Genomic DNA, 21,015 nt, shown 5'->3' with positions numbered 1-21,015 from the left:
CTCTCGGCGTTCCAGCCAGCGTCAGTAGAGCAGGCCGGTGAGCCGGGCCCGAGCCTTGTTGACGCGCGGGTCGGTCTGACCGACGATCTCGAAGAGCTCCAGGAGACGAGCCCGGACGGCGGCCTTCCCCTCGGCGTCGAGGCGCGGGAACATCGAGAGCAGCCGGTCGAAGGCGTCCTCGACGTGGCCACCCGAGACGTCGAGGTCGGCGACGGCGAGCTGCGCGTCGAGGTTCGACGGCTCCGCCGCGGCGGTCGAGCGGATGTCGTCGAGCGTGCGGCCCTGGAGGCGGGCCAGCAGCCGCACCTGAGCGAGACCGGCGACCGCGAGGTCGTCGCGCGGGTTCTGCGCGATGGCGGTCTCGTACTCGGTGATCGCCGCGGCGTAGTCGCCCCGGTCGATCGCGTCGTAGGCTTCCTGGTGGTGCGGCGGCAGCGGCTCCGTCTCGGGCTCCGCGCCCTCGGCGGGAGCGGCTCCCTCCACCGGCACCGTGCCCGTCACACCGTTCTGAGCGGCGAGCTGGAGGACCTGCTCGAGCAGGTCGCGCAGCTGCTCCTCGGCGACGAGGCCGCTGAACAGGGGCACCGGGCGGCCGCCGATGATCGCGGCGACCGTCGGCACGGACTGCACCTGGAACGCCTGCGCCAGCTGCGGGCTCGACTCCACGTCGACCCCGACGAGCACGAACGCGCCGGCGTACGAGACGACGACCTTCTCGAGCAGCGCGGTCATGCTCTGGCTCTGGTCCGACCAGGAGCCGCGCAGGTCGACGATCACCGGCACGCGCGACGAGAGCTGGACCACCTGGTCGAACTCGGCGTCGCCGGCGGTCAGCAGCAGCGGATTCGCGCCGGGCGCGCCTCCGGGAGCGGCGGGCGCGGCCGGGGCGCCGGCGGAGGCGGCGGACGGGGTGCGGCGGTTCACCAGCGACGAGAGGTCGACGGCGCCGCGGAGGTTTCCGGGCAGGGGCGGGACGGTGCTCACGGCAGCTGCACCACCGAGACGAGTCCCTGGCTCCATCCGAGCATCACGATCTTCTCCTCCGATCCGACGGGCGGTACGTAGAACAGCAGTTGGTATCCGTAGGTGGTCTCGATGCCGGTCGTCGACTTGTCCGTGCCCAGCAGGGTCTGCGAGGCGCCGGAGGTCGAGACGGTCGAGCCCTCGGCAGTGGGGCGGACGGTCGACGTCTCGGCGATGCTCGCCGCGACGAGGGCCCCCGAGTCGTTCGTCGCGAGCGCGATCGTCGGCGACGTGCCGGCGGCGTTCGAGAACTCGATCGAGGCGGTGTCCGGCAGCGCCTCGCGGTCGGCGTTCTTCTTGTCGACGCCGACCTGCCCCCGGAGGGTGTCGCCGTCGGCCGCGAAGAGCTCGGCGTACTGGCTCGAGTCGCCGTTGGCGAGCACGTCCGCGTACGCGGAGCCGACGGTCTGCGGGGCGAGCTTCATCAGGCGCGAGTCGGGCGCCACGATCGACGTGCCGACGGTGACGGGCGCGACGTCGGGGATGCGCGCGTTGGCCTCGAGCGAGATGGCGTAGTCGACCTTGTAGTCGACGCGCGGGCTCGCCTGGCTCATCATCAGCGCGATCGGGGCCTGGGTGGTGTCCGTCGAGTTCTGCACGACGGCGGTGACCAGGCGCGGCCACGACTCCGTGTCCTGCGGGAGCACCAGGCTCACCGGGGAGGCCGGGATCGTCTGCGGCGGGTCGATCGTCCCGCCCTTGGCGACGACGTCGTAGTTCGTGGTGCGCTCGGTGAGCGCCTCGCCCTGGAAGCGCTCGGCCAGGATCCCGGCGTCCCGGGCGGCGTCGGCGCGCGACGCGACATCGGCGACCTGGGCGACGACGGCCTCCGCCTGCTGCGTGGTGACCACGGGGGTCGGCTCGGCCGAGACCGGCTCTGCCCCCGCGGTCGCCGTGGCGGACGCGGTCGGCGCCTCGTTCGCGCCCGCGGCGAGATCAGGCCAGTAGTCGGAGCTGCAGCCGGAGAGGAGGACCGTCGTCCCGAGGACGACGGGCAGCACCAGGGCGGCCCGGCGGCGCGAAGGCGCCGGCGACGCCGTGGAGGCCTGGATCCCGGCACGCGGCCGGGGGCGGCGGGCACCGCGGGGGATCCGACCCTGCGGTCCCTTCCGGCGCGGGCCGTGCTGACGGCGCAGGTGGACGAAGGCCCAGATGTAGAGGACGAGGCCGAGGAGGAGGAACACGGCTCCTCCGAGCAGCAGCGGGCCGGCGAGGGGCGTCGCGGTGTCCACGGGCCAGCTGACGCGCACGGAGTCGGCTGCCGGCGCGGTGCCGTCGCTCGCGATGAGGATGGAGACGTCCTCCGGCACGTCGAGCGCCAGGGTCACGCTCCCGCTCCCCTCGAACTCCTCGAGCCAGAGGTCGGAGCCGCGCGGATCGACGACCGCCGCGTCGGCGGTCTCGACGTCGGAGGAGAGCTGGACGCGCTCCCCCGTCTCCTCCGCGGAGGTGAGGGTGTCGTCGGCGCGCTCGTAGCCGATGGCGTCGTAGCTCGAGCCGCCCACCCAGCCCAGCACGTCGGAGGTCCGGGCGTAGGCGACGACGAGGTCGCCGCTGCCCTCGACCGTGATCGTCTGGCGTCCCGGGTTGGCGCCCAGGGTGCTGCCGTCGATCACCGCGTAGGGAGCGGAGGAGTCGAGCGCGGTCTCGGCGGTGAGGGACTCCGGAGGAGCCCAGACCGTCCGCTGACCGATGCCGAGCACGATCATCGCGGCAGCGATGACGGTGGCGATGATGGCGAAGACGAACCGCACGAAAGAACTCCTCCTGCGTTGCCGGATCGGGGTGACGGCCGGGGCCGGCTCGGGGTACGCAGCCGGACCGGGGCGCGACGGCAACAGACAAAGACAGTCCACGATAGCCGATGCCCTCGCTCCGATGCCCGGGAGAAGCCGAGAGTGCGGCCGGAGCGGCGCGCGGTGCGGGTGTCGCCCCGGCCGCGGACTCCCTGCTGAATACACTTTCCCAGTGCCGCGAGCCCCACCGCGGTCCTGCTCTGAAGGAGACGACGTGGCGAACGACGAGGCCGAATTCACCCAGGTGTTCCGTGGCTACGACCGGGACGAGGTCGACAAGGCCGTCCAGGGCCTGCGCCGCGAGCTCATCCACTCGAACACCCAGGCGGCCGAGAGCGGCCGCGAGGTGAAGCGCCTCTCCTCCCGGATCGAGGGCCTCGAGAAGGAGCTGCAGCAGGTCGGCACTCCCACCTACGCCGGCCTGGGCGCCAAGCTCGAGCACACCCTGCGCGTGGCCGAGGAGCAGTCCGAGCGGATCATCGCCCAGGCCGAGAACGACGCCTCCGCCCTCCGCCGATCCACCCGCGACGACGGCGACCGCATCCTCCAGGAGGCGCGCGACGAGGCCGAGCGCCTGGTGACCGAGGCGCGCCGCCGTGCTGACCGGACCCGCGACGAGTCCGAGGCGCAGGCCGCGGCGACGCTCGGCAAGGCCGCCGACGACCGCGACGTGATGACGCAGGACGCCGTCCGCGAGGCCGCCGCGATCCGCGGCACCGTGGCGACCGAGGCCGCCGAGACCCGCGCCACCGCGAAGCGCGAGGCCGCCGCGATCCGCTCCGAGGCCGAGCGCGAGGCCGCGGAGATGCGCGCCGTCGCCGCCCGCGAGATCGAGGTCGCCCGCGCCGAGGCCGCCCGCCTCGCCCAGGCCAACGAGCTCCTGCGGGCCGAGGTCGCCTCCGAGGTGGACCGGCTCCGGGCGGCCGTCGAGGCCGAGGTCGCCCAGGCGCGCGCGGCAGTCGAGGCCGAGGTGCTCTCGACCCGCGCCGCGCTCGACGCCGAGGTCGCCGCAGTCCGCGCCGAGGGCGCGCGCGAGATCGCCGACCAGCGCACCCGGCTCACCCAGGAGCGCGCCGAGGCCGTCGCCGTGCTCGACGCCGAGCTGGCGGGCCTGCGCGCCGCGTCCGCCGACGAGGCCGCTGCGCTCTCGCGCGAGGTCGAGCAGGCCCGGATCGACCTGGTGGTCGAGCTCGCCGCGCGCCGCGAGGAGGCCGACCGCGACGACCTGCTCCGCCACCAGGAGGCCGTCGCGCAGACCCAGCGCTACCTCGACGAGTCGAACCTGCAGCTCGCCGACGCCATCCGACGCGCGAACGACAAGCGCCTCGAGGCGGACGCCCTCCGCAGCGACGCCCTCGACGACACGACGCGACTGCGCCGGAAGGCCCAGGACGACTCCGACGCCCTCCTCGACGACGCGCGCGACCAGGCGCAGAAGCTCGTCGCGGACGCGGAGCGCCGCAGCCGCGAGCTGATGGACACCGCCGAGCGGCGCCTCGACGAGATCCGCACCGAGCGCGACGCGATCGCCGGCTACGTGTCCGGACTGCGCGGGCTCATCGGCCACATCGACGGACTCGCGGACGACAGCGACGGCGACGGCTCCGACGGCAGCGGCTCTGACGGCGACGGCTCCGACGGCGGCTCGTCCGGCCGCTAGGCGGTCGGTGGGCGGGCGGGCTCAGCCGAGCTCGCCCGCCCACTCCGTCGGCAGCGGGGACGAGGCGGGCGCGACCACGCGCACGATCTCGTCGAGGACCCGCCGGGTCTGCGCCTCGCCGACCCAGAGGTGCTTCCCGCCGTCCACGGCGACGAGGTCCAGCTGCGGCACGCTCGCGAAGCGCTCGGCGGCCGCCTCCGGCCGCAGGTAGTCGTCGAACTCCGGGACGAGCGCCACGAGCGGGCGGCCGTCCTCGCCCCAGGCGGCGACCTCCTCCGCGCTCGTGCGGTGCAGCGGCGGCGAGAGCAGGATCGCTCCCTCGACGGGGTGCTCCCTCCCCCACTTCAGCGCGAGCTCGGTGCCGAAGGACCAGCCGACCAGCCAGGGGTGCGGCAGTCCGCGGTCCGCGACGAGGGCCAGGGCTGCGGCGACGTCGGCGCGCTCCTCGATGCCGTGTCCGAACGCGCCCTCGCTCGTGCCGCGCGGCGACGCGGTGCCGCGGGTGTTGAAGCGGAGGACCGCCAGGTCGGCGAGCGCGGGCAGCCGGGCGGCGGCCTTCCGCAGGATGTGCGAGTCCATGAAGCCGCCGTGGGTGGGCAGCGGATGCAGGGTGACCAGGGTCGCGACCGGCTCGTGCTCCAGGGGCAGCGCGAGCTCCCCCACCAGGGTCAGGCCGTCGGAGGTGTGCAGCTCGACGTCCTCGCGGCGGGCGGGGAGGACGACGCCTCCGCGGATCTCGTGGGTCATCGTGCTCCTCGGATTCTCCAGCAGTGCGTGTGCCAGTGGCGGCGGCCGGCCAGGTCGGCCGCGTCGCCGAGCGCGCCGTCGGCCCGCCAGGTGACCAGGTGCGGCTGGCCGATGTCGATGGTGAGCCCGCAGCCCGGGCAGAGGTAGTTCTTCACGGCCCGCGCTGCGGAGACGGGCTGGACGTTCCACTCCCGGCCGGCGTGCGACTCGGTGCGCCGGAAGCCGGCGAGCATCTGCGAGAGGTCGCGCTGCTCGTCGTCGTCGTCACGGCGGCCGCCCCGGGGTCTGTTGCTGCGCGGCATCTCCCCAGTCTAGGAGGCCGCCGCCGGGCCCCTCCCGTCAGTGGGAGCTGTCGTCCATCTCGAGCCGGGTCTCCTCGGCGTCGAGCATCAGCTGCGCCCGCCGCAGCGTCCGCGAGGAGTAGACCCCGCGCCCCCGGGCGTCCAGCAGTGCCTCCCGCTCGGCGAGCAGGACCGCTCGGCGCAGCCGCAGGTACTGCGCGTGCGGGCCGAGGGGCGCATCCTCCGCGCGGCCGACCTGTTCCCACGCCACCTGCGAGCGGGTCAGAGTGTCGCGGCGCACGCGCTCGAGGACGCGCTCGCCCGCCTCGCCGTCGGGCAGCTCCGCCACCGCCTCGGGGAGGGCCTGGATGCCCGTGGCCGCGACCTCGTCGAGCAGCGTCGCGAGCTCGCGGCGGTCGGCCTCTCCGTCGGTGCCCTGGATGCCGGTGAGCCGGATCAGCGCGGGGAGCGTCGCACCCTGCAGGAGCAGCGTCACGACGGCGACGGTGAAGGCGATCAGGATCAGCTGGGAGCGGTAGGGAGTCTCGTCCGGCAGCGACTGGGCCGCGGCGAGCGTGACCACGCCGCGCATCCCGGACCAGGACAGGACGACTCCGCCGCGCCAGCCGAACGCCTCGCTCGCGGTCGCGGCCAGGTCGGTCTCGCGCCGGAGGTAGAGCCGCTCCGCTCTCACCTGCCGCCGCCGGAAGCGCTCATCGCTGGTGGCGCTGTTGCGCAGTCGCATGAGGCCCACCGCCAGCCGCCGGTTGATCCGCTCCGCCCGCCGACCGGAGCTGCGCAGCCACAGGAGCAGCGGCCACACGAAGAGGGCCCGCAACACGATCAGGATGACCACGGTGGCCAGACCCAGCAGCACCGCGGTGCCCACTCCGAACTCGCCCGGGTCCACGACCCCGGAGACGATCGCCTTGATCTCGGCGCCCATGAGCAGGAAGACGCCGTTCTCGAGCAGGAACTGCGCCGTCCGCCAGTTCACCCGCTCGCTGATCCGCGACTGCGGCGAGAGGAAGCGCGCGCTGTTGTGCCCCGTGTAGATCCCGGTGACCACGACGGCGAGCACCCCGGACGCGCCCAGCTCCTCGGCCGGGATGTAGGCCAGGAACGGCACGGCGAAGGACACGGCGGTGTCGAGCACCGGGTCCCGCAGCTTCGAGCGCACGAAGACGGTGAGCACGCCCATCACCAGTCCGAGGACGATCGCCATCAGGACGGAGTAGACGAAGAGGACCCCCACCTCGCCCACGTCGATCGCGTCGGTCGTGACGGAGGCGCCGACCACGGCCGCCGCAGCCGTCGCGGCGCGCAGCAGCACCAGCGCCGACGCGTCGTTCACGAGGCTCTCGCCCTCGAGCACCGTCACCAGGCGGGGCGGGAGTCCGAGCTTCTTGCCGATCGAGGTCGCGGCCACCGCGTCGGTCGGGCTCACGACGGCGCCCAGAGCGATCGCCGCGGGCAGGCTCAGATCGGGGAACACGAGGTAGAGGAAGCCGCCGACCACGAGGGCGGTCACGACGACCAGGAGGACCGAGAGCCCGAAGATCGAGCGCAGGTTCCGCCGGAAGTCGGTGAGGGGCACCTGGATCGCGGCCGAGTACAGCAGCGGCGGCAGCACGCCCGCGAGGATCAGCTCAGGCTCGACCTCGATGTCCGGGACCCCGGGGAGATAGGACGCGCCGATCCCGATGACGACCAGGAGCAGCGGTGCGGCGATCCCGAGGCGGCTCGAGAACCGCGCGACGGTGACGACCGTGATGATCCCGACGACCCCGAGCAGCGCGTAATCCACGGCACCAGGGTAGCGAGAGCTTCAGCCCGCCGGACGCGGTGCCGAGCGGAGGGGAACGATCAGTACCAGCCGACGGATTCGGAGTGGGCCCAGGCACCGCAGGGCGAGCCGTAGCGGCCGGAGATGTAGCCGAGGCCCCAGGTGATCTGGGTGCTCGCGTTGGTCGCCCAGTCGGAGCCGGCCGACGCCATCTTGCTGCCGGGGAGTGCCTGCGGGATGCCGTAGGCACCGCTGGACTTGTTCTCGGCGTAGACGTTCCAGCCGGACTCGCGGTTCCAGAGGAGGACGAGGCAGTCGTACTCGCTGTCGGCCCAGCCGCGCTGCACGATCATGTCGTACGCGATCGCCTTCGCGGATCCGGGATCCGGAGCGGCGGCGCGCTGGACGGGAGCGGCGGTCTCGGCCTCGGCGGAGCCCGACTCCTCCTCGTCGACGGTCGCGGAAGCGGTCTGAGTCTCGGTCGGAGTGGGCGTCGGGGTCGGAGTGGGCGTCGGCTTCGCCTCGGCGCCGAACGAGTCGCGCTGGACGGTCCGCTCGACGGCGTCCGCGACGACGAGCCGCTGCGCGGAGTCGCCGTTGAAGCGCGCCGGGGCCTGGTAGTAAGGGGAGGCGACCGCGCCGCTGGACGGATCGACGACGTTCACCATGGCGAACGCGATCGACGCCGTGAAGGCCAGCACCGTCACCGGGATCCGAGCCCAGGAGCGCCGCACCGGGGTCTGGTGCGGGACCGCCGGGCGACCGCTGGTGCGGTTCGCGGGCGTGTGGGCGACGGAGGTCTGAGGATGCTGAGCCACGATTACGAAAGCATAACGGACGATGACCTGATCGGCCAGCAGATCCGGCTCCGGTCAGCGGACCGCCAGCATCACATCGACCACCGTGTCGAGCAGCAGGTCGACCTGCGCCTCGGCGTACCCGCCGCGCTGCGGGGCGAAGGAGACGGTCCGCACGTCGTCCACGGTCAGCACCGATCCGTCGCGGAAGTACCCGGAGATCCGGTCGGCGAAGGCGTCGACCTGGCGGATGTTGTAGCCCGTCGTGAGAGCGCCGGCCCGGGTGAACCGCTCGCGGGGAGCGCGGGCCAGCCGGTTCACGATCTCCTGGGCGGTCGACCGCGCGTCCGCGAGCCACGCCTCCTCGCCCCGGGCCGCGATCGCGTACTGGCGCTCCCGCAGGGCGAAGGCGTCCTCGAGGCGCTCGAGCGCCGCATCGACGTGGGGCGCGGAGTAGCCGCCCTTGCGCAGGGTGAACGCGGTGTGGCGCAGGTCGGCGGCGCGGAGGTCCGCCGGTCCCCCGGAGAGCTGCGAGTAGGCCTCGCGCGCCGACGCGAGGAAGGAGTCGACCTCGGCCGTGTCGTAGCCGGGACGGGACTCGCGGGCTCGGGGGAAGGGAGCGGTCATCCCGACATCATGCCAAGCCGCGCGCCGGGAGCGGAATCGGCACGCCCCGGTGAGGCGTGCGCTCAGTGGGCGAAGAGGAAGTACAGCACGTAGGCTGCTGCGGCCGACGGCAGGATCGAGTCCAGCCGGTCGAGGACTCCTCCGTGGCCGGGCAGCCAGGAGCTCATGTCCTTGATGCCGATGTCGCGCTTGATCAGCGACTCGGCGAGGTCGCCGAGCGTCGCGGTGAGCAGCACCACGGCCCCGAACACCGCACCGACCCACCAGGGCTGGCCGAGCATCAGCAGGGCGAGCAGGACGCCGACGACGATCCCCGCGACGGCCGCACCGGCGAACCCCTCCCAGGTCTTCTTCGGGCTGATCCGCGGTGCCATCGGGTGCTTGCCCCAGGTGAGTCCGCTCACGTAGGCGCCGGTGTCGACGACGATCACGAGCACCAGGAACGCGAACGCCCAGAGCTGGCCGCCGGGCTCGGCGACGAGACGGATCGCGAAGGCGCCGAGGAAGGTCGTGTAGCCCTGGACGAACGCGCCGAGGCCGATGTCGAGGGCGAGGTCCCTCCGGCTGGAGGCGGTGCGCCGGAAGAGCTGCTCCCCCAGCCGCCAGAGGCCGACGAGGACGGATCCGCCGAGGACCGTGGCCCACGCGGCGCCGAGGCCGCCGTAGTAGGCGGCCGGCACGGCGACGACCGCCACGATCCCGGTCGGGATGCGCGGGATGTCGCGACCGGCGTGGCGCAGGGCGTTCGAGAGCTCCAGCGCCGCGAGCAGCACCACCACCCCCGCGAGCACCATGAAGAGCTCCTTGACCAGGAGGAGGCTGACGACCATCGCGCCGCCGCCGAGGAGTCCGATCGCGGTCGCCGACACGAGGTTCCGGCCCGAGCGCGCGGTGAGACGGTCGTTCGTCGCCTCGAGCTGGGCACGGGTCGCCTCGAGCTGGCGCTCGACGTCGGCCCGGCCCTGCTGGGCGCGCGCACGCAGCGCGTCGCGGGTGACCATCCGGGATCCCCGGGCACCCGGGACGTGCGGAGACGGTCTCTTCTCGCCGCCCTCGGGTCCTTCGGGGATCTCGGGCACCGCTACACCTCGAGCAGTTCGGATTCCTTGCGCTTGAGCGCCTCGTCGATCGCGTCGACGTGCTGCTTCGTGAGCGCCTCGAGCTCCTTCTCGCCGCGGGCGAGCTCGTCGTCGCCGATGTCGCCCTTCAGCGCGTCGAGGTCGTCCTTGCCCTTGCGGCGGATGTTGCGCACCGCGATCTTGGCGTCCTCGGCCTTGGTGCGGACGATCTTGACGAACTCCTTGCGGCGCTCGGCGGTGAGCTCCGGCAGGGTCACGCGGATGATCGTGCCGTCGTTGGTCGGGTTCGCGCCGAGGTTCGGCATGTCCCGGATGGCCTGCTCGATGTCGCGCAGCGAGCCCTTGTCGTAGGGCGTCAGGACGAGCGTGCGGGCCTCCTGGTTCTGCATCGAGGCGAGCTGCGACAGCGGCGTCGGGGTGCCGTAGTAGCTCACCAGCACCTTCTGGAACATGCCGGGGTTCGCGCGTCCGGTGCGGACCGTGGAGAAGTCCTCCTTGGCGACCTCGACGGCCTTGCCCATCTTGGTCTTCGCGTCGGCCAGTACATCCGAGATCACAGGGAGCTCCTTAAGAGAGGGAAGTGGTCAGTCTAGTTCGAGACGAGCGTGCCGAGCTCGGCGCCGCGGATGGCCTTCGCGACGTTGCCCGAGGGCTCCATGCCGAAGACCTGCATCGGCATGCCGTTGTCCATGCAGAGGCTGAACGCGGTGGAGTCGACCACCTTGAGGCCCCGCTGGAGCGCCTCCTGGTAGGTCAGCGCGTCGAGCTTCTTCGCGTCGGGGTTCGTCCGCGGGTCGGCGTCGTACACGCCGTCCACGCCGTTCTTGGCTACGAGGACCACGTCGGCGTGCGTCTCGAGCGCGCGCTGCGCGGCGACCGTGTCGGTCGAGAAGTACGGGAGTCCGGCGCCGGCGCCGAAGATGACGACGCGGCCCTTCTCCATGTGCCGGATCGCCCGGCGGGGGATGTAGGGCTCCGCGACCTGCGTCATCGCGATCGCGGACTGCACGCGCGTCTCGGCGCCCGCCTGCTCGAGGAAGTCCTGGAGGGCGAGGGCGTTCATCACCGTGCCCAGCATCCCCATGTAGTCGGCCCGGCCGCGGTCCATGCCGCGCTGCGAGAGCTCGGCTCCGCGGAAGAAGTTGCCGCCGCCGACGACCACCGAGATCTCCACCTCGGTCGCGGCATCGGCGATCTCGCGCGCCAGGGCGCTGATCACGTCCGGGTTCACGCCGAGCGTGCCGGCTCCGAACGCCTCCCCCGACAGCTTCAGAAGCACCCTGCGGCGCTTGCCCGTCGTCATCGCATCCGTCTCCGTCATGGACGTTTCCTCCCGTAGACCCGTACAAACCTATCCCGCGCGGAGCGGGCCCCGCGACCACGCCCGGGACCGCCCCGGGCAGAGCGAAGGGAGCCCGGGTCGACTGAACGACCCGGACTCCCTCCTGCAGTGCTGTTAGGCGCCGACCTTGAAACGGGCGAAGCCCGACACGGTCAGGCCCGCGTCGCTCAGGACCTTGCTAACGGACAGCTTGTTGTCCTTCGCGTAGTCCTGGTCGAGCAGGGCGACCTGCTTGAAGTACGCGTTCACGCGTCCCTCGATGATCTTCGGCAGGGCGGCCTCGGGCTTGCCCTCGCCGCGCGAGATCTCCTCGACGATGCGGCGCTCGTTGTCGACCTCGGACTGCGGCACGTCCTCGCGCGAGAGGTAGGACGGGTTCGCGAACGAGATGTGCTGGGCGACGGAGCGCGCGGTCTCGGCGTCCTCACCCGCGTAGCCGACGACCACGCCGACCTGCGGGGGCAGGTCCTTGTTCGTCTTGTGGAGGTAGATCGCGAAGTGCTCGCCCGAGACGGAGGCCACGCGGCGCAGCTCCACCTTCTCGCCGAGGATCGCGGCCTCGTCGTTGATGAGGTCGGCGACGGTCTTGCCGTCGGCGGGGGCCGCGAGGGCCTCCTCGACCGTGGTGGAGCCGGCGGCGACGACCGCGGCGAGCACGGCGTCGGCGAGGGCGATGAACTTCGTGCCCTTGGCGACGAAGTCGGTCTCGCACGCGAGCTCGATCATCGTGGCGACGCCGTCCTTCTCGGCGGCGGCGACGAGGCCCTCGCTCGTGGAGCGGTCGGCGCGCTTCGCGTTGCCCTTGGCGCCCTTGAGGCGGAGGATCTCGACCGCCTTGTCCAGGTCGCCGTCGGCCTCGACGAGCGCGTTCTTCGTGTCGACCATGCCGGTACCGAGCTGCTCGCGCAGCGTCTTGACGTCAGCGAGGCTGAAATTTGCCATGTTCTCGGAACTCCTCTTGGTTCGGAAACCCTGTGGCGCCGTCACTCGCGGCGGCGGGCTCACGGGAGGAGCCCAGCACGCCGAGGTGACGGCGGTTCTTACTCGTGGTGAACGTGCACCGACCGAGCGGGGGCCGGACGACCGCGGGTGCGGCGTCCGACCCCCGTCACGGAACGGGGTGTCAGGCGGTGGCGGTCTCGTCGGTCGAGGTCTCGTCGGTCGAGGTCGCGGCGGCGTCGGCCTCGGGGGCCTCCTCCGCGGCGGGGGTCTCGGCCTCGACGACGGCCTCATCGGCGGTCTCGGCATCGGCGTCGGCGACCTTCTCGGTCTCCGCGCCGGCCTGCTCGTTCGGCTCCTGCACGTCGGCGGCGGGCGCACCGGTGGAGAGCAGCTCCTGCTCCCACTCGGCCAGCGGCTCGACGGCGGAGACGTTGCCCTCGGCCTCGGGCTTCTGGTGGCGCTGGATGAGGCCCTCGGCCGCGGCATCGGCGACGATGCGGGTGAGCAGGCTCACCGAGCGGATCGCGTCGTCGTTGCCCGGGATCGGGTACTGGACCTCGTCCGGGTCGCAGTTCGTGTCGAGGATGCCGATGACCGGGATGCCCAGCTTCTTGGCCTCGTCGATCGCGAGGTGCTCCTTCTTGGTGTCGACGACCCAGAGGGCCGACGGCGTCTTCGAGAGGTTGCGGATGCCGCCGAGCGACTTGTGCAGCTTGTCGAGCTCGCGCTTCTTGATGAGGAGCTCCTTCTTGGTGAAGCCGCTCTTCGACGTGTCGTCGAAGTCGAGCTCCTCCAGCTCCTTCATGCGGGCGAGGCGCTTCGAGACCGTCTGGAAGTTGGTCAGGAGGCCGCCGAGCCAGCGCTGGTTCACGTAGGGCTGGCCGACGCGGGTCGCCTGCTCCGAGATCGCGTTCTGCGCCTGCTTCTTGGTGCCGACGAAGAGGATGGTGCCGCCGTGGGCGACCGTCTCCTTGACGAAGTCGTAGGTCTTGTCGATGTAGGCCAGCGACTGCTGGAGGTCGATGATGTAGCTGCCCGAGCGCTCGGTCAGGATGAAGCGCTTCATCTTGGGGTTCCAGCGACGGGTCTGGTGCCCGAAGTGGACGCCGCTGTCGAGCAGCTGGCGCATGGTGACGACTGCCATGAGTCGTTCTCCTTGTCTCGGGGCCCGGGCGCACGACGGCGCCGAACTCCCGTTCGGTTGTCTGCGACGGCCGGTCGGCACGTCGCCCTGGCGCCCGGCGCACTCCCGCCCCGGCCGCGTGAGCGGAGAGGGACCGTGGGGAGCGGAGGCCGAATGGGCGCGCGTAGTCACCCCGACGAGCGAGGTGCTCCGTGGAGTGTAGCACCAGGACGGCCGCCTCCCCCGCTGCTGCGGGAGGGCGGCCGTCGGGGCTCAAAAAGACCGGTGCTACTTGCGCGCCGACTTCATCACGGTGCGGATGTGCAGGGTGTCCATCTCCTCCAGCGAGCGGCCCTTGGTCTCGGGCACGAACATGAAGACGAAGACGAACGAGATCGCCGCGAAGGCGGCGTAGAGGCCGTAGGCCAGGGTGAGCGAGACGTCCTGCGAGAGGATCGGGAACGTCACCGTGATGGCGAAGTTCGCGATCCACTGGGCCGAGGCCGCCAGGCCGAGCGCGGCCGCTCGGATCCGGTTCGGGAAGATCTCGCCGAGGAGGACCCACACCAGCGGGCCCCAGGTCGCGCCGAAGAAGACGACGAACGCGTTCGCCGAGACGAGGGCGATCGGCCCCCACGCGCCGGGCAGCGAGACGTCCTCTCCGCTGATCGTCGACTGGCTGAAGGCGATGGCCATCAGTGCGAGCGAGACGGCCATGCCGGCCGATCCGACCAGCAGCAGCGGCTTCCGGCCGACCTTGTCGACCAGGAAGATCGCCACGAAGGTGACGACGACGTTCACGACCGAGGTGAAGACCGAGATCGCGAAGGAGTTGGACTCGTCGAATCCGACCGCGCTCCAGAGCGAGGTGGAGTAGTAGAAGATCACGTTGATGCCCACGAACTGCTGGAACACCGACAGCAGGATGCCGACCCAGACCACGGGGAGCAGGCCGAGGGCGGGACCGCGGAGGCTGGAGCGCTTCGCGTTCTCGGAGTCCTCGTCGATCTTCTTCTGGATGTCCGCGAGCGCCTCGTCGACCTCGTCGCGCGGCGTGACCGTCGCGAGCACCGCGCGGGCGTCCTCGGAGCGGCCGCGGGTCGCGAGGTAGCGGGGCGATTCCGGCAGGGTCAGGGCCAGGAGGCCGTAGATGACCGCAGGCACGGCACAGGCGATGAACATCCAGCGCCAGGCGGCGACGCCGAACCAGAAGGGCTCGGAGGCGCCGTCCGCGCCGTTCGCGATGAGGGTGTCCGAGAGCAGGGCGGCGAAGATGCCGAGCGTGATCGCCAGCTGCTGCAGCGACGCGAGAGCTCCGCGGATGGCCTTGGGCGCGATCTCCGAGATGTAGGTCGGAGCGATCACGGAGGCGATGCCGATGCCGAGGCCTCCGACCACGCGCCAGAGCACGAGGTCCCAGACCGCGAACGCCGCGCCGGCGCCGATGGAGGAGATGAAGAAGAGCCCGGCGCCGAGCAGCATGACCTTGATGCGGCCCCAGCGGTCGGCCAGGCGCCCAGCGAGGTACGCGCCGAGCGCACAGCCGAGCAGCGCGGAGGCGACGGCGAAGCCGATCAGGGCGGCCGAGAGCTGGAACTCGCCCTGCACCGCCTCCACGGCACCGTTCACCACCGACGAGTCGAAGCCGAAGAGGAAGCCGCCGACCGCCGCCGCGATCGCGAGGCCGATCACCTTCCTCTTCAGCTTCGCCGCCGAGGGGTTCGGGATGTCCGCTCTCCCGCTGGTCGTGTCAGATCGTCCGCTGGTCATGGTCGTCTCCGATTCTCGCCGCCGGTGGGGGCGGGGTGCCGCTCCCGAGCCGGATCACCGGCACGTTACTCCTCGCCGCGGCACCGCCGGGACGGGTTGCGCTCTCCCCCGGCCGATGTCCTCCCTCCACAGCCGGGCCCGTCGCGCTCTCCTCCCCTGATCCGCTCGGCCGACCACCGGTCTCGGACCGGCTCCAGGAGGGTGGCCGCATGCTCCGATCCCGACTCCTGCGCCCGGGCGTGTTCGCCCTCGCCGCTCTGCTCGTCGGGGCGCCTCTCGGCGCCTCGCCCTCCGGCACCTCGTCCCCCGGCCGGTCCGACCCGCGGTGGACCTCCCCCGTCGCGGGCTTCTCCGTCGTGGAGCCGTGGGGCGCGCCAGCGCACCGCTACGCCCCCGGGCACCGCGGGATCGACCTCGCCGCAGCGGCCGGGCAGCCCGTGGTCGCCGTCGCTGCGGGTACCGTGTCGTTCTCGGGCAGGGTGGTCGACCGGTCCGTGGTGAGCATCGTGCACGCGGACGGTCTGGTCTCGACGGTCGAGCCGGTCGACGGATCGGTGACGGCCGGGCAGGTCCTCACCGCGGGCCAGCCCGTCGGAGCAGTGGGTGCGGGCGGCCACTGCGACGGGAGGTGCGTGCACCTCGGCGTCCGCGAGGGTGGCGACTACGTTTCGCCGATGCGGTTCTTCGGCGGGATCCCCCGGGCGGTGCTCCTGCCGATGGACGACATGGCGCAGGGTGTTCAGCGAGTGGCGCGGAAGGGTGCGTCCAGCGACTCGCGCGTCCGGTCAGGCGCGGGGGTGGGCGAGGCGGTAGGCGTCGCGGATCCGCTCGGTCGAGACGTGGGTGTAGATCTGCGTGGTGCCCAGGCTCGCGTGGCCGAGCAGCTCCTGGACGGCGCGGAGGTCGGCTCCGCCGTCGAGCAGATGGGTCGCCGCGGTGTGGCGGAGGGTGTGCGGACCGGACGGTCCGGAGCCCTGCCCGCCGTCGAGGAGCCTCGCCACCACGCCGTAGACCGTGCGCGGGGTGAGGCGCGCGCCCCGCCGTCCCAGCAGCAGGGCCCCGCTCCCGTCGCCGGTGGCGAGAGAGGGTCGGGCGCGCTCCAGGTAGTCGACGAGCGCCTCCTTCGCGGGGACGCCGAACGGGACGACCCGCTGCTTGGCGCCCTTGCCGGTGACGAGCACGGTGAGCCGGCCGAGATCGACGTCGCCCAGGTCGACGGCGACCAGCTCGGAGACGCGGATGCCGGAGGCATAGAGCAGCTCGACGATCGCGAGGTCCCGCAGCGCCACCGGGTCATCGGTCGCGCCTCGCGCCGCGACCGTGTCGAGCACCTGTTCCGCCTGCGGGAGCGTGAGGACCCGCGGCAGTGTCCGTCCCGACTTGGGCGTCTTGAGGCGTGCGGCGACGTCGACGGGGAGCCGCTCGGTCCGATGCGCCCAGGAGGAGAAGGAGCGGACGGCCGCGGTGCGCCGGGCGAGGGTCGCGCGGGCGATCCCCGACTCCGACTCTCGCCAGAGCCAGTCGCGCAGCAGCTCGAGGTCGAGCTCGGCGGTGAGGAGCCGCCCCTTCTCCTCCGTGTGGGCGATCAGGCGCGCCAGGTCGGAGCGGTAGCCCTTCGCGGTGGCGGGCGAGAGGGACCGCTCATCGAGGACGTACCGGAGGAAGTGCTCGACCGAGTCGGCGAGCGTCTCGCCGGTCATGATCCGTCCGGAATCCGCGACCAGAGGTCGATGCGCCCCTGCTCGTCGAGCCCCTCGAGCCGCTCGATCAGGTCGGTGCCGAACCGCGTCGCGATCGGGGCCGGTGCCGTCGGCACGAACGAGGCGGCCACCGTCTCCGGGTGGACGTGGACGAGCGAGAGGCTCTGCGCTCCGTCGACGCCGGCGAGCTCCCGCTCGGGCGCTCCGAGGTCCATCGTGTAGCTGGTGGCGCCGGCGACGAGCACGGGCACGCCCGCGAAGGTCGCAGCCGTGGGGTAGTGCAGGTGGCCGCCGAGGATCGCGCGGACGTCGGTTCCGCGCACCACCTCCTCGAGGCGGTCGATCCCCCGCAGCTCGAGCACGGTCATCGCGCCGAGCGGCGTGGGCAGCGGAGGGTGGTGCAGGGCGAGGATCGTCCCCAGCGGGGCCGGTGCGGCGAGCTCGTCCTTCAGCCAGGCCAGCTGGGCGTCGGTGAGGTCGCCGTGGTGGAAGCCGGGCACCGCGCTGTCGAGCGCGATGAGCCGGAGCCCGCCGAGGTCGACGACCTGGTCCACGGGTCCCGCGCCCGCCGGGTCCTGCCCGAGCAGCACCCGCCGGAACGCTCCGCGCTCGTCGTGGTTGCCCATCACCCAGACGATCGGGCAGCCGAACCGCTCGCCCACGGGGTCGAGCTGCTCGCGCACGCGCCGGTAGGCGTCCTCCTCGCCGCGGTCCGCGACGTCCCCGGTCACCACGATCGCGTCCAGGCGTCCGCCGCGCTCGGCCAGCCGGTCGACCGCCTGCGCGAGGCGGGCGACCGTGTCGACCTTCCCGTAGAGCGGAGCGCCGTCGGCCAGCAGGTGCGTGTCGCTCAGATGCGCGATGACCCTGTCGGGGGCGCGGAAGTGCCCGAGCTGCGGGCGCTCTCCGCCGTGTCCTGCTGCCGTGGCGTCCATGCCGCTCCCCTCGCCGATGCCCCTTCAGCGTAGGGCGGACCGCCGACAGCGCCGCGGCGGCGGGGCCGCTCACCCGGGCGCCCGCTCCCAGTCCCCGTCCTCGGAACGGTGGACGCGTCCGTCTGCGAGGAGCGCACCCAGCGCCGACAGTGCCGAATCGAGCGATTCCCCGGAGAGCCGGGCGACGGTTGCGGCGTCACAGCCTCCTTCGGATTCGACGACGGCCAGGACTCGCGCCTCAGCCGCGGTCAGCGCTCGGCACGATCCGTCGGCGTCGCCGACGGCGAGCAGTTCGAGCACATCCGCCGGCGAGGTGACGCAGGTCGCCGCGTACTCGCGGAGGAGGCGGTGGCAGCCGGCGGAGGAGGCACTGGTGACCGGGCCCGGGACCGCGCCGAGGGGGCGGCCCAGGGCAGCCGCGTGGCCGGCGGTGTTGAGGGAGCCGGAGCGGGCACCGGCCTCGACGACGACGGTGCCCGCGGTGGAGGCGGCGATGAGGCGGTTGCGCTGCAGGAATCGCCAGCGGGTGGGCGTGGTGCCCGGCGGGACCTCCGTCGCGACGGCGCAGCCGGGGGTGGCGATGATGCGGTGGAGGAGGTCGGCGTGGGCCGTCGGGTAGAGGCGGTCCGCTCCCCCGGCGAGGAAGGCGACCGTCCGGCCTCCGGAGCCGAGGGCGGCGCGGTGGGCGACCGCGTCGATCCCGAAGGCACCGCCCGAGACGACGGAGACGCCTCGCGCCGCGACGCCCGCGGCGAGCTCGGCGGCGACGTGCTCGCCGTAGCCGGTGGCAGCGCGGGCGCCGACGAGGGCGAGGCGGTGCGTCGGATCGAAGGCGGCGGGATCACCGCGCAGCCAGAGCAGGAGTGGCGCGTGCGGCCCGAGGTCGTCGAGCGACTCGGGCCACACGGGAGCCCCGGGCAGGAGCAGCCGAGCGCCGAGTCGCTCGGCGATCTCGAGACGTCGGAACAGGAGCCTGCGGTCCAGGCGCGGTCGCCAGCGCGCCAGCCCCGACTGGAGCGCGGCGACCTCGGAGTCGAGGGGCGCGAGCGCCCCGCCTCCTTCGTCGGAGGGAGCGCGATGCGGGGGCGCGAGGATCTCCGCCGCGGACGACGAGGACACGACGTGGGCGAAGGCCGCGGCCGCGCCGACCCTCTCGATGAGGAGGGCGGCGACGGAGTCGCCGGGCTCGGTCAGAGAGTTCCAGCCGCACCGGGCAGCAGCGTCGACGAGTGCGCTCCGAGCGCAGCCGGACTCACCCGAAGGCTCGCCGTCGGCAGCCGAGTCCGGATCGGCTGCGCCGCTCGGCAGCAGTCGGCGAACAGCATCGAGCTCCGCGCCGTCGAAGAGCGCGTCGGGCCGGATCACGCGGCACCCCCACGGAGGACGAGCGCGCGCGCGAGGTGGGCTGCTGACGGCCGGTCGGCTGCGTCGAGGTCCGCGAGCGTCCAGGCCAGGCGCAGGACCCGGTCGTAGCCGCGCATGGTCACCAGACCTCGCTCCAGAGCCCGGTCGAGCGTGCGGGACTCGGCACTGGTCGGGCGCACCGGGTCCGAGCGCAGCCAGGCGCCGGAGACCTCCGAGTTGAGCGTCCACGGAGTGGAGGCGAGGCGAGCCGCTGCCAGGGACCGCGCCGCAACGACACGGGCGCGGGCCTGCGCCGTCGACATGCCTGACGTGTCTCGACGTGCGGCCAGCTGAGCCGCGCTGATGCGGCGGACCGTCAGGCGGATGTCGACGCGGTCGAGCAGCGGTCCGCTGAGCCGCGCGAGGTAGCGGCGGCGGACCGAGGGAGCACAGGTGCAGGTCTCTCCGGGGATGCCGAAGCGGCCGCACGGGCACGGGTTCGCCGCGAGGACGAGCTGCACCCGCGCGGGGAACTCGGCGACGGCGTTCGCGCGGTGGATGCGGATCACGCCGGATTCGAGCGGCTGGCGCAACGCATCGAGGGCGACGGACGAGAACTCGGGGGCCTCGTCGAGGAACAGCACTCCCCGGGTGGCGCGGGCGACCGCGCCGGGCCGGATGCGGCCGCTGCCCCCGCCGACGATCGCTGCGGAGGAGGCCGAGTGGTGCGGACTCTCGAACGGCGGCCGGCGCACCAGCGCGCCACCGGTCGGCGCCCCGACGAGCGAGCGCATGCAGGTGGCCTCGAGCGCTGCATCGTCGTCGAGGTCGGGGAGGATGCCCGGCAGGCGCGAGGCGAGCATCGTCTTCCCGGCGCCGGGAGGCCCGAGCAGGAACACGTGGTGCCCGCCCGCCGCCGCGACGACCATCGCCTCGGCCGCCTCCTCGTTCCCCACCACGTCGGAGAGGTCGAGGCGGGCCTCCGGCTCGGACACCGTCTCAGACGGCGGCGCGGCCTCGGGGAGCACCGGCACTTCCCACTCGGCTCCGTGCCAGACGGCGGCCGCCGCCAGCGAGGAGACCGCGATCACCTCGACGCCGTCGACCAGCTCCGCCTCGAGCCGGTCCTCGACGGGGACCATCACGCGGCGCCTGCCCTCGCGGGCGGCCGCGAGCACCGCGGGCAGCACGCCCGGGACGGAGCGCAGCCGGCCGTCCAGGCCGAGCTCCCCGATGTGGACGACCGCGGCGACCGACTCCGCATCGACCTCGCGGAGCGACGCGAGCGCGGCCAGCCCGATGGCGAGATCGAAGGCGGAGCCGTGCTTGGGCATCGCGGCCGGCGAGAGGTTCACGGTGATCTTGTACTCGGCGATGGTGCTGCCGGAGTTGATCGCCGCCGAGCGCACCCGCTCCTTCGCCTGCGCGAGCGCGGCGTCGGGCAGGCCGATGATCACCATGCCAGGGGTGCCGTCGGCCGAGTGCGCCTCCACCCCGACCACGGCTCCCGCGAAGCCGACGAGACCGACCGCCGAGGTCCTTCCCAGGCCCATCAGGCCACCGCCCGCAGGTGCCGGATCTGCGACGGGACTCCCCCGGGCGCGACGATGCCGACCGCGTCGATCCGCAGGTGGCGGGAGCGCTCGTGGTGCTCGTCGGCCCAGGCGTAGGCGAGTCGCCGCAGGCGCTGCGCCTTGGCCCGCGTGATGGCCTCGACCGGCAATCCGAAGCGCGTCGACGAGCGCGTCTTCACCTCCACCACGACCAGTGCCGACCCGTCGCGGGCCACGATGTCGAGCTCGCCCTCGCGGACCCGCCAGTTACGGTCGAGGATCTCGAATCCGTTGTCTCTCAGGTGCGCCGCCGCGATCTCCTCGCCGCGCCGCCCCAGTTCGTCCTTGTCCATGCGTCCTCCTGCCGGAAGCGTGCCGGAGCAGGAACGAGCGTCGGACGGCCGGGAGGGGATCCGGGGAGAAGAGGGCCGAGGAGGCGGGTGGGGAGGGACGTCGGGCAGGGGTCTTCGGACGCCGCCGGGGGCGGCTATGCGACCAGCAGGAGGAACC

Annotated in this window: 19 protein-coding genes and 1 pseudogene; 2 read left to right on the top strand and 18 right to left on the bottom strand. The window is 72.8% G+C overall.

All coding sequences use genetic code 11. The features are described 5' to 3' along the window. Positions 1 to 21: 21 nt before the first annotated feature. Together C5C54_RS10890 and C5C54_RS10885 are read right to left on the bottom strand one after the other, a co-directional pair. Positions 22 to 984 (bottom strand): tetratricopeptide repeat protein, encoded by a 963-nt coding sequence (locus tag C5C54_RS10890; RefSeq protein ID WP_104288330.1) that lies wholly within the window; start codon positions 982 to 984, stop codon positions 22 to 24. Next, complete coding sequence (locus tag C5C54_RS10885; protein WP_104288329.1) at positions 981 to 2,777, bottom strand: hypothetical protein; 1,797 nt, start codon at positions 2,775 to 2,777, stop codon at positions 981 to 983. Before C5C54_RS10885 ends, C5C54_RS10890 begins: the two co-directional genes overlap by 4 nt. A gap of 256 nt (positions 2,778 to 3,033) precedes the next feature. Between C5C54_RS10885 and C5C54_RS10880 the strand changes: the two genes are divergently transcribed. Further along, positions 3,034 to 4,479: a DivIVA domain-containing protein gene (locus tag C5C54_RS10880; RefSeq protein WP_104247620.1), complete on the top strand. Its 1,446-nt coding sequence runs from the start codon at positions 3,034 to 3,036 to the stop codon at positions 4,477 to 4,479. 21 nt (positions 4,480 to 4,500) lie between these two features. On the opposite strand, the gene C5C54_RS10875 is transcribed toward C5C54_RS10880, so the two are convergent. The 11 genes from C5C54_RS10875 to C5C54_RS10825 form a co-directional block, all read right to left on the bottom strand. Beyond that, a complete protein-coding gene (locus C5C54_RS10875) occupies positions 4,501 to 5,226 on the bottom strand; it encodes an alpha/beta hydrolase (RefSeq protein WP_104288328.1) in 726 nt (241 codons plus the stop codon). After that, a complete protein-coding gene (locus tag C5C54_RS10870) occupies positions 5,223 to 5,528 on the bottom strand; it encodes a hypothetical protein (RefSeq protein WP_181027199.1) in 306 nt (101 codons plus the stop codon). The genes C5C54_RS10875 and C5C54_RS10870 overlap by 4 nt, the downstream gene beginning before the upstream one ends. Positions 5,529 to 5,565: 37 nt before the next feature. Beyond that, a complete protein-coding gene (locus tag C5C54_RS10865) occupies positions 5,566 to 7,314 on the bottom strand; it encodes a sodium:proton antiporter (RefSeq protein WP_104260590.1) in 1,749 nt (582 codons plus the stop codon). A gap of 59 nt (positions 7,315 to 7,373) precedes the next feature. Then, on the bottom strand, positions 7,374 to 8,111 hold the full coding sequence (locus C5C54_RS10860) for a lytic transglycosylase domain-containing protein (protein ID WP_244229431.1): 738 nt from the start codon (positions 8,109 to 8,111) through the stop codon (positions 7,374 to 7,376). 54 nt (positions 8,112 to 8,165) lie between these two features. Continuing rightward, a complete protein-coding gene (locus tag C5C54_RS10855; protein ID WP_104226865.1) occupies positions 8,166 to 8,717 on the bottom strand; it encodes a DivIVA domain-containing protein in 552 nt (183 codons plus the stop codon). Between the two features lie 62 nt (positions 8,718 to 8,779). Further along, positions 8,780 to 9,718: a phosphatidate cytidylyltransferase gene (locus tag C5C54_RS10850; protein ID WP_104232500.1), complete on the bottom strand. Its 939-nt coding sequence runs from the start codon at positions 9,716 to 9,718 to the stop codon at positions 8,780 to 8,782. An 80-nt stretch (positions 9,719 to 9,798) separates the two neighbouring features. Beyond that, entirely contained in the window at positions 9,799 to 10,353 is a 555-nt protein-coding gene (frr, locus tag C5C54_RS10845; RefSeq protein WP_104232499.1) for a ribosome recycling factor, read from the bottom strand. A gap of 32 nt (positions 10,354 to 10,385) precedes the next feature. Beyond that, positions 10,386 to 11,099: a UMP kinase gene (pyrH, locus tag C5C54_RS10840; RefSeq protein ID WP_374952923.1), complete on the bottom strand. Its 714-nt coding sequence runs from the start codon at positions 11,097 to 11,099 to the stop codon at positions 10,386 to 10,388. Positions 11,100 to 11,252: 153 nt separating this feature from the next. Next, entirely contained in the window at positions 11,253 to 12,080 is an 828-nt protein-coding gene (gene tsf, locus C5C54_RS10835; RefSeq protein ID WP_104223895.1) for a translation elongation factor Ts, read from the bottom strand. Positions 12,081 to 12,261: 181 nt separating this feature from the next. Beyond that, on the bottom strand, positions 12,262 to 13,224 hold the full coding sequence (gene rpsB, locus C5C54_RS10830) for a 30S ribosomal protein S2 (RefSeq protein ID WP_104288327.1): 963 nt from the start codon (positions 13,222 to 13,224) through the stop codon (positions 12,262 to 12,264). A gap of 267 nt (positions 13,225 to 13,491) precedes the next feature. Further along, complete coding sequence (locus C5C54_RS10825) at positions 13,492 to 14,973, bottom strand: sugar porter family MFS transporter (RefSeq protein ID WP_104223897.1); 1,482 nt, start codon at positions 14,971 to 14,973, stop codon at positions 13,492 to 13,494. A 209-nt stretch (positions 14,974 to 15,182) separates the two neighbouring features. Here C5C54_RS10825 and C5C54_RS18515 point away from each other — a divergent pair. Next, a pseudogene (locus C5C54_RS18515) lies at positions 15,183 to 15,635 on the top strand (murein hydrolase activator EnvC family protein); the annotation flags it as partial. A gap of 123 nt (positions 15,636 to 15,758) precedes the next feature. Here C5C54_RS18515 and C5C54_RS10815 read toward each other — a convergent pair. From C5C54_RS10815 to C5C54_RS10795, 5 genes are all read right to left on the bottom strand, one after another. Next, the gene (locus C5C54_RS10815) at positions 15,759 to 16,673 is read right to left on the bottom strand and encodes a tyrosine recombinase XerC (RefSeq protein WP_104288326.1); all 915 of its coding nucleotides are present in this window, start codon (positions 16,671 to 16,673) and stop codon (positions 15,759 to 15,761) included. Then, positions 16,670 to 17,608: a phosphodiesterase gene (locus tag C5C54_RS10810; RefSeq protein ID WP_104288325.1), complete on the bottom strand. Its 939-nt coding sequence runs from the start codon at positions 17,606 to 17,608 to the stop codon at positions 16,670 to 16,672. The genes C5C54_RS10815 and C5C54_RS10810 overlap by 4 nt, the downstream gene beginning before the upstream one ends. A 69-nt stretch (positions 17,609 to 17,677) precedes the next feature. After that, positions 17,678 to 18,973, bottom strand: a complete 1,296-nt coding sequence (dprA, locus tag C5C54_RS10805; RefSeq protein ID WP_258063292.1) for a DNA-processing protein DprA — start codon at positions 18,971 to 18,973, stop codon at positions 17,678 to 17,680. Further along, positions 18,970 to 20,505 carry a YifB family Mg chelatase-like AAA ATPase gene (locus C5C54_RS10800; RefSeq protein ID WP_104267272.1) on the bottom strand — a complete coding sequence of 512 codons (1,536 nt, stop codon included), beginning with the start codon at positions 20,503 to 20,505 and terminating at the stop codon, positions 18,970 to 18,972. The genes dprA and C5C54_RS10800 overlap by 4 nt, the downstream gene beginning before the upstream one ends. Beyond that, positions 20,505 to 20,858 (bottom strand): YraN family protein, encoded by a 354-nt coding sequence (locus C5C54_RS10795; RefSeq protein WP_104223901.1) that lies wholly within the window; start codon positions 20,856 to 20,858, stop codon positions 20,505 to 20,507. The genes C5C54_RS10800 and C5C54_RS10795 overlap by 1 nt, the downstream gene beginning before the upstream one ends. Between the last annotated feature and the right edge of the window lie 157 nt (positions 20,859 to 21,015).

Source organism: Rathayibacter sp. AY1F2, from assembly GCF_002930885.1.
In the GTDB taxonomy this organism is placed as follows: Bacteria; Actinomycetota; Actinomycetes; order Actinomycetales; family Microbacteriaceae; genus Rathayibacter.
This window is presented reverse-complemented; position numbering and strand designations above follow the sequence as displayed.